Genomic DNA, 10997 nt, shown 5'->3' with positions numbered 1-10997 from the left:
CGTAGCGTCGTCCGTACCTTCCCGGCCGGCGCTCATGGCCCGCGGTGGCCGGGGTGGTGGCTCGCCCGCCCCCGCTCACCCTCAGGAGCTCGCCGTGACCGGACCTCAGACCGATCCCGCCCCCGCACCGGGCGCTGCGTCGACCTCGTCGCGACACCTCGTCGTCGTCGGTGGCGGCATGGTCGCCCAGCGGCTCGTCGAGGCGCTGCGCGCTCGTGACGGCGCGGGCGCCTGGCGCATCTCGGTGTTCGCCGAGGAGCCGCGCAAGCCCTACGACCGCGTGGCCCTGACGAGCTACTTCTCGGCACGCGACGCCGAGGAGCTGACGCTCGGCGACCCGGCGCTGTGGGACGACGAGCTCGTCACGCTGCACCGCGACTGCGCCGTCACGGCGATCGACCGCGAGGCGCAGACCGTGACCGACCGGCTCGGCCGCGTCCACGCCTACGACGAGCTGGTCCTCGCGACCGGCTCGAACGCCGCGATGCCGCCGATCCCCGGCAACGACCTGCCCGGCGTGTTCGTCTACCGCACCATCGACGACGTCGCGGCGCTGCGCGGCTGGGTCGAGGAGAAGCGGCGCAGCACGACGACCGAGGGCGGCTGGGAGCGGCCGGTACGCGGCGCCGTCATCGGCGGTGGCCTCCTGGGCCTCGAGGCCGCGGGCGCGCTCAAGGCGCTCGGCGCCCAGGCCACGGTCATCCAGTTCGGCACGCACATGATGGACGCGCAGATCGACCTCGGCGGCGGCGAGGCGCTCAAGCGCCTCATCAACGGCATGGGCATCGCGGTCCGCTGCAACACGGGGACCAAGGAGATGAAGGTCTCCCGCAAGACCGGTCACGTGGGCCGGCTCGACTTCGCCGACGGCGGGCGGCTCGACGTCGACGTGGTCGTCGTCGCGACCGGCGTCCGGCCGCGCGACGAGCTCGCGCGGGCCGCCGGCCTCGAGGTCGGGGCTCGGGGCGGCGCCGTCGTCGACCTCGCGTGCCGCACCGAGGACAAGCACGTCTGGGCCGTCGGCGAGGTCGCGTGCATCGAGGGCCGCTGCATCGGCCTCGTCGCGCCGGGCTACGCGATGGCGGAGGTCGTCGCGGACCGCCTGCTCGGCGGCGAGGCGACGTTCCCGGGCGCGGACACCGCGACCAAGCTCAAGCTCCAGGGTGTCGACGTCGCGAGCTTCGGCGACGCGTTCGGCCGCACCGAGGGCGCGATGGAGCTCGTCTACGCGGACCCGGTCGCGGGCGTCTACAAGAAGCTCGTCCTGTCGGACGACGCGCGCACGCTCCTCGGCGGCGTGTTCGTCGGGGACGCGACGCCGTACGCGTCGCTGCGGCCCATGGTCGGCGCGGAGCTGCCGGGCGACCCCGGCGCGTTCCTCCTCCCGGAGGGCAGCGGCGGCGGCGCCCCGACGCTCGAGCTGCCCGACGACGCCACGGTCTGCTCGTGCAACAACGTGTCGGCCGGGACCATCCGCGGCGCCGTCACGGAGCACGAGTGCACCGACCTCGCGAGCGTCAAGGCGTGCACCAAGGCCGGGACGTCGTGCGGGTCGTGCCTCCCGCTCGTCAAGAAGATCACGACGACCGAGCTCACCCGCGCCGGCGTCGAGGTCTCCAACGCGCTGTGCGAGCACTTCGAGCTCTCCCGTGCCCAGCTCTTCGACGCCGTGCGCGTCGCGGACCTGCACACGTTCAGCGAGATCATCGGGCGGTTCGGGCGCGTTCCCGAGGCGGTGGCCGATACCGAGGGAGCCGTCCTCGTCCGCGACGCCGGCCGCGGCTGCGACATCTGCAAGCCGGTCGTGGCGTCGGTCCTCGCGTCGCTCGGCAACGGGCACATCCTCGAGGGCGAGCAGGCGACGCTCCAGGACACCAACGACCACGTCATGGCGAACATGCAGAAGGACGGCACGTACTCGGTCGTCCCGCGCATCCCCGGCGGCGAGATCACACCTGACGGCCTGCTCGTGATCGGCCAGGTCGCGAAGGACTTCGGGCTCTACACGAAGATCACGGGCGGCCAGCGCATCGACATGTTCGGCGCGCGCATCGAGCAGCTCCCGCACATCTGGCGGCGCCTCGTCGAGCACGGCTTCGAGTCGGGCCACGCGTACGGCAAGTCGCTGCGCACGGTGAAGTCGTGCGTCGGGTCGACGTGGTGCCGGTTCGGCGTGCAGGACTCCGTGGGGATGGCCGTCGAGCTCGAGCTGCGCTACCGCGGGCTGCGCTCGCCGCACAAGATCAAGCTCGGCGTCTCGGGCTGCGCCCGCGAGTGCGCCGAGGCCCGGGGCAAGGACGTCGGCGTCATCGCGACGGACAAGGGCTGGAACGTGTACGTGGGTGGCAACGGCGGCTTCACGCCGCGGCACGCGCAGCTCCTCGCCGAGGACCTCACCTCGGACGAGCTGATCCGCACGATCGACCGGTTCCTCATGTACTACATCCGCACGGCCGACCGCCTGCAGCGCACGGCCGCGTGGGTCGAGGACTACGAGGGCGGGCTCGAGGCGATCCGCGAGGTGATCATCGAGGACTCGCTCGGCATCGGGGCCGACCTCGACGCCGCGATGGTCCGGCACGTCGGCGACTACGAGGACGAGTGGCGCGCGGTCCTCGAGGACCCGGAGAAGCTGCGCCGCTTCGGCTCGTTCGTCAACGCGCCCGCCGAGCCCGACCCGGACCTCGCCTACGTCACCGAGCGCGGCCAGATCCGCCCCGCGACGGCCGCCGAGCGCGCCGCCGCCCTGGAGGTCGCCCGCGCCGCGGGGGACACCGACCCCGCAGTCCTGACCGGCCCCGTCGTCATCGCGGGCTCAACCCTGGAGGTGCGTCGATGAGCACGCCGACCGTCGTTCCCGAGCCGTTGTCAGCACAGGGCCGGTCCCTGGACCCGGCGGGCGCTGACAGCTCCGCGCCCGCGGCCTGGGAGCGCGTGTGCCTGGTGCGCGACCTGCTCGTCGAGCGCGGTGCCGCCGCGCTCGTCGGCGGGGTGCAGGTGGCCCTGTTCCGCCTCCCCGACGACACGGTGCGCGCCGTCCAGCAGCGCGACCCGTTCTCCGGCGCCAACGTCATGTCGCGCGGGATCGTCGGGACGCGCGGCGGTGTACCGACGGTTGCCGGCCCGATGTACAAGCAGGTGTTCGACCTCGCGACCGGCCGCTGCCTCGACAAGGTCGGCTTCGAGCCCGTCGACGGCCTCGCCGCGGACCTGGCGACCTGGCCGGTCGAGGTGCGCGACGGCGTCGTGCACGTGGGGACCCGGCCGTGACCACGCTGCTCGGGCTCGACGTCACGGGGCGCACCGTCCTCGTGGCCGGTGGCGGTCCGGTCGCCGCCCGGCGTGCCCGCGCCCTGGCCGACGACGGCGCGCACGTCCGCGTCGTCGCCCCGCAGCTCTGCGAAGACCTGCGCGACCTGGTCGTCGCCTCGCTGAGCGCGGGTGGTCCCTCGTCCATCCGTCCCACCGACGAGGTCTACCCCGTGCTCGACGACCGCTCCAGGACGGTCACCTGGGTGCCGCGCGAGGTGCGCGAGACCGACCTCGACGACGCGTGGCTCGTGCTCACGGCCACGGACGACTCCGCGGTCAACCGCACGGTCGCGGAGTGGGCGTCGCGGCGACGCACGTGGTGCGTCAACGCGGGCGCGGCGCACGAGGGGAGCGCGCGGACGCCCGCGACGACCCGCAGCGGGGACGTGCTCGTCGGGGTCGTGAGCGACGTGACCTCGCCGCACACGGCACGGGCCGACGTCGCGACCACCGGCCCGACCACCGACATGACCACCGGTATGACCACCGGCCCGACCACCGCCGCGACCCCCGCCGCGATGGTGGGTGCCGACCCGCGCCGGGTCCGCGCCGTCCGCGACGCGATCGCCGAGCACCTGCGCGCCGGCGGCGCGGACCAGCGCCGGCGCCGGCCTGCCCCGGGCGGGCTCGGCCGGGTGACGCTCGTGGGTGGCGGGCCGGGCGCCGTCGACCTGCTGACCGTGCGCGGACGACGCGCCCTCGCCGAGGCGGACGTCGTCGTCGCGGACCGGCTCGGCCCGGTCGACGTGCTCGAGGAGCTCGCGCCCGGCGTCGAGGTGATCGACGTCGGCAAGACCCCCGGCAACCACCCCGTCCCGCAGCACGAGATCAACGCGATCCTCGTCGAGCAGGCGCAGCGCGGGCGCGTCGTCGTCCGCCTCAAGGGCGGCGACCCGTTCGTCTACGGGCGGGGCGGCGAGGAGGTCGTGGCGTGCCGGGAGGCCGGCGTGCCGGTCGAGGTGGTCCCCGGGATCTCGAGCGCGCTGAGCGTCCCGGCGCTCGCCGGCATCCCCGTGACGCACCGCGGGACCGTCGCCGCGTTCCACGTCGTGAGCGGCCACGAGGGGCTCGACGACGCCTCGCTCGCCTGCGTCCGCGATCGCGCGGCTACGCTGGTGGTCCTCATGGGTGTCTCGCAGCTCTCCCGCATCACGGCCCAGGCGCTCGACGCCGGGGCCGACCCGAGCCTGCCCGTCGCGATCGTCGAGAACGGTTCGACGCCGCGCCAGCGCGTGACGCGAGCTTCGCTCGGGGACGTCGTGGAGCGCGCCGCCCAGGTCGGGGTCCGGGCCCCGGCGATCATCGTGGTGGGGGACGTCGCCGCGGAGGGACGGCTCGACCCGGCGACGGTCGCGTGAGCGGCGAGGTCCTCCCGGCCGAGCGCGCTCTCGGGCAGGTCATGGCCGGTTGCACCGTGCTGGTCACGGCCGACCGGCGCAAGAGCGAGCTCGCCTCCGCGCTCCAGCGCCGCGGCGCCGAGGTGCGGCACGCACCCGCGCTGAGCATGGTCCCGCACGCCGACGACGAGCAGCTCCTCGCCGGGACGCGTGCGCTCGTCGAGCACCCGCCGGACGTCGTCGTGGTGACCACCGGGATCGGCTTCCGGTCGTGGATCGAGGCCGCCGACGCGCACGGCCTCGCCGACCGCCTGCTCGAGGTGCTCGCCGACGCGCGCATCGTCGCGCGCGGTCCCAAGGCCCGCGGCGCCATCCAGGCCGCCGGGCTGACCGCCGACTGGGTCGCGGAGTCCGAGACGTCCGCGGAGATCGCCGACGTGCTGCTCGGCGAGGGCGTCGCGGGGCTGCGCATCGCCGTCCAGCACCACGGGGCGGGCGCCGACGGGCTGGACGTCGTCTTCGCCGAGGCGGGCGCCGAGGTCGCGAGCCTCGTCGTGTACCGGTGGGGACCGCCTCCCGACCCGGACGCCGTGCGCGCGTCCGTCGAGGCGGCGGCCGTCGGCGAGATCGACGCCGTCGTCTTCACGTCCGCGCCCGGCGCCGAGGCGTGGCTGCGCGCGGCCGAGGAGCACGGGGTCGGCAAGCTCGTCGTGTCGCGGTTCCGCGACGGGTCGATGGTGGCGGCCGCGGTCGGACCCGTCACGGCCAAGCCGCTCGAGCACCGCGGCGTCACGCCGCTCCAGCCCGAGCGGGGACGCCTGGGCGCCCTCGTGCGCACGCTCGTCGCGCACTACGAGCACGCCGAGACCGTCGCCCTCGCGACCGTCGCGGGCGTCCTGCAGATCCGCTCGCGCGTCGCGGTGCTCGACGGCGAGGTGCTGCCCCTGTCGCCCAGCGCGCTCGAGGTGCTGCGGCTCCTCGCGGCACGCCGCGGCGAGGTCGTCACGCGCGACGACGTGCTCGACGTGCTGCCCGGCGACTCGCGCGACCCCCACGCCGCCGAGGTCGCCGTCGCGCGGCTGCGCGAGGCCACCGGCCGTCGCGACCTCGTGAAGACCGTCGTCAAGCGCGGATACCGATTGGAGCTCGCATGAGCACGGAGATCCTGGCGTTCCCGTCCGGCGTCTCGCCCGAGGGTGCGGTGCGAGGTGCGGCGGCCGTGCCGGGGGCGCGCCCCGCGGCGGGAGGCGGCGGCCGTCCGGTCGGCCGGAGCCTCCCGGTGCTCGTCGGGTGCTCCCACGGCACGAGCGACCTCGCCGGGCGCGAGGTGATCCGGGCGCTGCTCGACGACGTGCGCGCAGCCCGGCCCGACCTCGACGTGCGCGAGGCGTTCGTCGACGTGCAGCAGCCCGAGGTCGCGGACGTCGTGACGTCGGTCGTCGTGCCCACGCGACCGGGAGCGGGCGGCGACGGCGCCGAGCCCGACGGCCCGGCCGTGGCACCGCACGATGCGGTCGTCGTGCCGCTGCTGCTCTCGGGCGGGTTCCACGTGGGCGTCGACATCGCCGAGTCGGTCGCGGACCGCGGCCCCGGGACCGGCAATGCCGCTGCCGCCACGCCGCTCGGCCCGGACGAGCGGCTGGTCGACCTCCTGGCGGACCGCCTCGCGGAGGCGGGAGTGCGGCCGCAGGACGCCGTGGTGATCGCCGCGGCGGGGTCGAGCCGACCAGGGGCGGCGCACGACGTCGAGCAGCTCGCCGCGGGCCTGCGTACGCGGCACGCCGGCCCGGTGACCGTCGGCTACGGGGCCATGGCGAAGCCCTCCGTGCCCGACGCCGTCGCCGCCGCGCGCGCGTCCCTCGCCCTGACAGCGGGGCCGGGTGAGCCGACGGCGCGCGGCGAGGTGCCGACGTCGGGCACGGGGCCGCGCGTGGTGGTCGCGGCGTACCTGCTGGCGCCGGGCTACTTCTACGACCGCGTGCTCGAGGCGGGCGGGGACGTCGTGACGGCACCGCTGGCCCCGGACGCGCGGCTCACGGCGATCGTCCTCGACCGCTACGCCTCCGCCGCCGCGACCCTCGCGAGGTAGCGCGGCGGTCCGCGAGACAACACCTGGGTGAGCGCGAGGTAGAACCCTGGTCGACGACGCGGCGTCTACCCCGCGGCCCGGGCGAACCAGTCGAGCGAGAGCTCGGCGACCTCCTCCGGGGCGTCGTCGGTGATGAAGTGTGCCGCGTCGTCCACGTAGGCGAGCTCGAAGCGGTCGGCGTACCGTCCGGGATCGCGGCAGATGCGCCCCATGAGCTCCTCGGTCGTGGGGTGGTCGCGGCGGCCGAACACGACGAGGGTCGGCACCGTGAGCCGCCGGCTGCGGTAGGCGCCACGCATGATGCGCAGGGCTTCGGGCAGGACCATGCCGCGGGCGAGCGGACGCACCGCGGCGTCGACCTCGGGCCGCTGCATCGGGGCGAGATGGGCGTCGATGGTCGCCTCCGACATCGGGCGCGCGACGTACCGCTCGGAGAAGTCTCCGCGCAACGGGGCGCCCCTGCGGTGCCAGACGTACTTGGGCAGGTGCTGGAACGCCGGCACCAGCTTCGGGTGGAACGTCACGAAGCCGGGCCACACGGCAAGCTGCACAGCGGTCCGGACGCGCTCGGGGTGGTCGTAGGTGAGCTGCATCGCGGTGATGACGCCCATGTCGTGGGAGACGAGATGGGCGCGCTCGATGTCGAGGGCGTCGAGGAGGGCGAGCAGGTCGCGGAGCCGGGTCTCCCGTTCGATCCGCGGGTCGTGGGCCACGGTCCATCCGGCCCCCCGCAGGTCGGGGCAGTAGGCGCGGTATCCGTGTGCGGCGATCAGCGGAGCGATGGCGTGCCACTGCCACCAGTGCTGGGGACATCCGTGCAGCAGCACGACCGGGTCACCCTCGCCGATCACGGCGAGATGGGTCCGCAGACCCGGGGTGTCGACGACGAGATGGTCGAAGCCGGCGGCCTCGGGGAGCGGCGGAGTCCAGGTCGAGGCGAGCGTGGCCATGGCGGCCTCCTTCGAGCAGTGAACTACTATGTTCATAGTAGACCTGGTCGAAGGGGGCGTCCATGCCGGCGAGCACGCGGGAGCGAGGACTCGAGGCGGCGGTGGATCTGCTCGGCGCGCAGGGCGTTCGTGCGTTGAGCCACGCGCGGGTCGACGACCGGGCAGGTCTCCCGGCTGGTTCGACCTCCAACTGGTTTCGCACCCGCCGGGCACTGCTCGCCGGCGTGGTGGACTGGATCGCCGAGCGCGAGCGCGCCGATCTCGACCCTGCCACCCTGCCGGCGATCACGCGGGTCGACGAGCTGATCGACGGCCTGTCCGCCATGGTCGAGCTCCAGGCCGGTCCGTTCGCCGTGCGGACACGAGCGCGCTACGCGCTCTTCCTCGAGCTGGCGGGCGACCCGGAGCTGGGCGAGCCGCTGCGGCGGCAACGCCACGAGTTCGAGCGGTGGACCGAGCAGATCGTGATCGCGGTCGGCATCGCCGACCCGGTGCCGGCGACCCGGGCCCTCATGGCGTGCTGCGACGGTCTGCTCCTGCACCGGCTCACCGTCGACCCGGGTCTCGACATGCGTCCCGCCGTCGAACGCGAGGTGCGCGCGCTCGTAGGCTCGTGAGCAGCAGGCTGGTGCTGGTGCTGGTGCTGGTGCTGGTGCTGGTGCTGGCGTCGGTGACGGTGAGGCCGGAGCGCTACCGGCCGCCGAGGTGCGGTCGGGTCCGCGGGGCGAGCAGCGCGACGCCGACCGCGAGCAGCACCGTCACGCCGAAGCACACGACGTAGGCCGCGAGACCGAGCGTGGGGTGGAGCGCCCACAGCAGCGACCCGGTGACGGCGAGCGCGGTGGCGGCCGCGACGGCGTCGGACACCTGCAGCGCTGAGCTGTTCGCGCCCTGCTCCGCGACGGGCGAGAGCTCGAGCGTGAGCACCGAGAGCGTCGGGTGCGTCATGCCCATCCCGAGGCCTGCGAAGGTCCACGCGACCATGCCGACGACGGGCGGCACCGCCGTCCAGGCGAGCAGCGCCGCACCGGCGACGCCGAGCGCGACGAGCGTCCCCCCGAGCCGCACGTACCCCGCGTGCGTGAGCCCCCACGTCGCGCGGCCGCGCAGCCACGACCCCGTCGACCAGCCGACGGCGCCGAACGTCAGGACCGCGCCCGCGAGCGACGGGGACAGCCCGCGCTCGTGCGACAGCAGGAGCGGCAGGAGCACCTCGGCCCCCGTGAACGCCGCGGCGACGAGGCCGCGGATCGCGACGACGCTCGGCAGCCCGCGGGCGGCGCGCGTCGTGCCGCGCGGGAGGAGTCGCGGCACGGCCACGGCGATCGCCGCGAGCGAGAGCACGAGCAGCACGACGAGCCCGACGCCGCGGAGCTGGCCCGCGTAGTTCAGCGCGCCGATGCCCACGGCGGCGACGACGGCCCACGCGAGCGACGCCTGGCGGGCGGTGCGGTCGAGCGGCGACTCGGCGTCGTCGGCCGCGGTGTGCGCCGGGGATGAGCCCCGGGCGACGCGCATCCCGGGCCGCATGAGGAACAGCGCCGGGACCGCGAGCACGGGCACGGCGAGGAACACCCAGCGCCACCCGACGTGCTCGACGACCAGCCCGGCGATGGCCGGGCCGACGATCGACGGGATCACCCACGCCGCGGCGAACGCCGCGAACACCCGGGGTCGACTCTCGGTCGGGAACACGCGCGCCACGAGCACGTAGAGCGCGACGATGTACAGGCCCGTGCCCACGCCCTGCAGCACGCGGCCCGCGACGAGCACGAGCATGTCCTGCGCGAGCCCTGCCACGAGCAGGCCGGCGAGGAACAGGCCGATGCCCGTCCACAGCGGGGTCACCGGGCCGGCGCGGTCGCTCCAGCGGCCGGACGCGACCATCCCGACGACGCTCGACGCGAGCGACGCCGCGAACGCGAGCGTGTACAGGGTGAGCCCGTCGAGCTCGACGGCGACCGTCGGCATCGCGGTCGCCACGGCGAGCGCCTCGAACGCCCCGAGGAACACGAACGCGACCATGCCGAACAAGACGGTGCGCTGGGTCGCGGGCGTGAGCGACCCGGTCGCGGGAACGGTCGTGCGAGCCGCCTCGCCCGGGGTCGTGCCGGGTGGGGCGTCGGGCCGCGTGCGCGGTTCCGCGGTCATACGAGAACTACCTTTCCGGTCGTCGCGCGCTCCTCGAGCTCACGGTGGGCGCGCGCCGCCTCCGCGAGGGGTACCTGGTGGGTGACGACGCGCCACGTCCCGTCCGCCGCGAGCGCGAGCGCGCGCTCTTGCAGCGCGAACAGGTCTCCCCAGGGTCGGGCCTGGGGTCCCACGGCCCACCGTATGTCGTGGGACGGCGCCGGTCCGCTGGATTTCCGAGGGTCGTGGCCGACGTCACCGCCGTCGTGCGGGCGCTCCGCGACGCCGGGCGCCTGGTTCGCCGCGCCGGAGGACCAGCCGAAGAGGACCAGACGACCGCCGTCGCGCACGAGCGACGCCGCGTCCGTCCCGGCGGCGCCGCCGACGCCGTCGAGCAGCACCGTCGCGCCGCCCGGCCCGACGGCGGTGCGCGCCTCGTCGAGCCAGCCGTCCGCTCGGTAGTCGATCGCGGAGAGCGTCCCGCGCCGGGTGTCAGGGTCAGGGATCACCGGGGTGTCGTGCGGCCCTGACACGGCGGCGAAGGAGCGGACGAGCGCGACCTTGGCCGGTCCGCCCGCGAGCCCGACGACGCGTGCCCCCGCCGCGACGGCCGCCTGCACGAGCAGCGTGCCCAGCCCGCCCGCGGCGGCGGTGACGACCACGACGTCCTCCGCCGTGAGCTCCGCGAGGTCGAGGATCCCGACGGCGGTGCGGCCGGTCCCGATCATCGCGAGGGCGTCGGGCGCGGTGACGTGGTCGGGGACGCGGTGCAACGACTCGACCGGCACGACCGCGAGGCGGGCGTACCCGCCACCGTCGGGCCGCGCGCCGAGGTGGGCGGCGACGCGCCGGCCGCGCCAGGCGGCGTCGACCCCAGGCCCGACGGCGCTCACGACCCCGGCGACCTCGCGGCCCGGGATCGTCGGCAGGTCGGGAAGGGGGAGAGGGCCACCGGTCTCCCCGCGACGCAGGGTCGTGTCGAGCAGGTGGACGCCGTGCGCGCGCACGGCGACGAGCACCTCGCCCGGCCCGGGGACCGGGTCGGGCACGTGGTCGAGGACGAGGTTCTCGGGCGGTCCGAACGCGTGCAGGCGGATGGCGTCCACGGGTGCTCCCTGGTGATGGTCGATCGGTGGTGGTCGATCAGGTGCTGGGCGGCCGGCAGTGCCGGATTGCGCG

The 10997-nt window shown here is 75.2% G+C and carries 9 protein-coding genes; 6 read left to right on the top strand and 3 right to left on the bottom strand.

Translation table 11 applies throughout. The features are described from left to right. The first annotated feature begins 34 nt into the window (after nucleotides 1-34). The 5 genes from nirB to AC4H2G_RS04005 are packed head-to-tail and all read left to right on the top strand — an operon-like array spanning nucleotide 35 to nucleotide 6738. Nucleotides 35-2839, top strand: a complete 2805-nt coding sequence (nirB, locus tag AC4H2G_RS04025; protein WP_494364462.1) for a nitrite reductase large subunit NirB — start codon at nucleotides 35-37, stop codon at nucleotides 2837-2839. Next, entirely contained in the window at nucleotides 2836-3270 is a 435-nt protein-coding gene (nirD, locus tag AC4H2G_RS04020) for a nitrite reductase small subunit NirD (RefSeq protein WP_494364461.1), read from the top strand. Before nirB ends, nirD begins: the two co-directional genes overlap by 4 nt. Further along, nucleotides 3267-4670, top strand: a complete 1404-nt coding sequence (gene cobA, locus AC4H2G_RS04015; RefSeq protein WP_494364460.1) for a uroporphyrinogen-III C-methyltransferase — start codon at nucleotides 3267-3269, stop codon at nucleotides 4668-4670. Before nirD ends, cobA begins: the two co-directional genes overlap by 4 nt. A 41-nt stretch (nucleotides 4671-4711) precedes the next feature. After that, entirely contained in the window at nucleotides 4712-5803 is a 1092-nt protein-coding gene (locus AC4H2G_RS04010; protein WP_494364526.1) for a uroporphyrinogen-III synthase, read from the top strand. Beyond that, nucleotides 5800-6738 carry a sirohydrochlorin chelatase gene (locus tag AC4H2G_RS04005; protein WP_494364459.1) on the top strand — a complete coding sequence of 313 codons (939 nt, stop codon included), beginning with the start codon at nucleotides 5800-5802 and terminating at the stop codon, nucleotides 6736-6738. Before AC4H2G_RS04010 ends, AC4H2G_RS04005 begins: the two co-directional genes overlap by 4 nt. Nucleotides 6739-6803: 65 nt before the next feature. Here the strand turns inward: AC4H2G_RS04005 and AC4H2G_RS04000 are convergent, their stop codons facing one another. Then, entirely contained in the window at nucleotides 6804-7688 is an 885-nt protein-coding gene (locus tag AC4H2G_RS04000) for an alpha/beta fold hydrolase (protein WP_494364458.1), read from the bottom strand. 62 nt (nucleotides 7689-7750) lie between these two features. On the opposite strand from AC4H2G_RS04000, the gene AC4H2G_RS03995 reads away from it, so the two are divergent. After that, complete coding sequence (locus AC4H2G_RS03995) at nucleotides 7751-8305, top strand: TetR/AcrR family transcriptional regulator (protein WP_494364457.1); 555 nt, start codon at nucleotides 7751-7753, stop codon at nucleotides 8303-8305. Between the two features lie 73 nt (nucleotides 8306-8378). Here AC4H2G_RS03995 and AC4H2G_RS03990 read toward each other — a convergent pair whose 3' ends face one another. Both AC4H2G_RS03990 and AC4H2G_RS03985 read right to left on the bottom strand, forming a co-directional pair. Further along, nucleotides 8379-9839, bottom strand: a complete 1461-nt coding sequence (locus AC4H2G_RS03990; protein WP_494364456.1) for an MFS transporter — start codon at nucleotides 9837-9839, stop codon at nucleotides 8379-8381. Further along, the gene (locus AC4H2G_RS03985; protein ID WP_494364455.1) at nucleotides 9836-10924 is read right to left on the bottom strand and encodes an alcohol dehydrogenase catalytic domain-containing protein; all 1089 of its coding nucleotides are present in this window, start codon (nucleotides 10922-10924) and stop codon (nucleotides 9836-9838) included. The genes AC4H2G_RS03990 and AC4H2G_RS03985 overlap by 4 nt, the downstream gene beginning before the upstream one ends. Nucleotides 10925-10997 lie beyond the last annotated feature (73 nt).

It is taken from the genome of Cellulosimicrobium sp. BMG9.23 (assembly GCF_059159985.1).
This window is presented reverse-complemented; position numbering and strand designations above follow the sequence as displayed.

Bases quoted from the DNA above. Each gene is read 5' to 3' on its own strand.
- AC4H2G_RS03990 (WP_494364456.1), bottom strand. From the start codon at position 9,839: ATGACCGCGGAACCGCGCACGCGGCCCGACGCCCCACCCGGCACGACC.
- AC4H2G_RS04005 (WP_494364459.1), top strand. From the start codon at position 5,800: ATGAGCACGGAGATCCTGGCGTTCCCGTCCGGCGTCTCGCCCGAGGGT.
- AC4H2G_RS03995 (WP_494364457.1), top strand. From the start codon at position 7,751: ATGCCGGCGAGCACGCGGGAGCGAGGACTCGAGGCGGCGGTGGATCTG.
- nirD (WP_494364461.1), top strand. From the start codon at position 2,836: ATGAGCACGCCGACCGTCGTTCCCGAGCCGTTGTCAGCACAGGGCCGG.
- AC4H2G_RS04000 (WP_494364458.1), bottom strand. From the start codon at position 7,688: ATGGCCACGCTCGCCTCGACCTGGACTCCGCCGCTCCCCGAGGCCGCC.
- AC4H2G_RS04010 (WP_494364526.1), top strand. From the start codon at position 4,712: ATGGCCGGTTGCACCGTGCTGGTCACGGCCGACCGGCGCAAGAGCGAG.
- nirB (WP_494364462.1), top strand. From the start codon at position 35: ATGGCCCGCGGTGGCCGGGGTGGTGGCTCGCCCGCCCCCGCTCACCCT.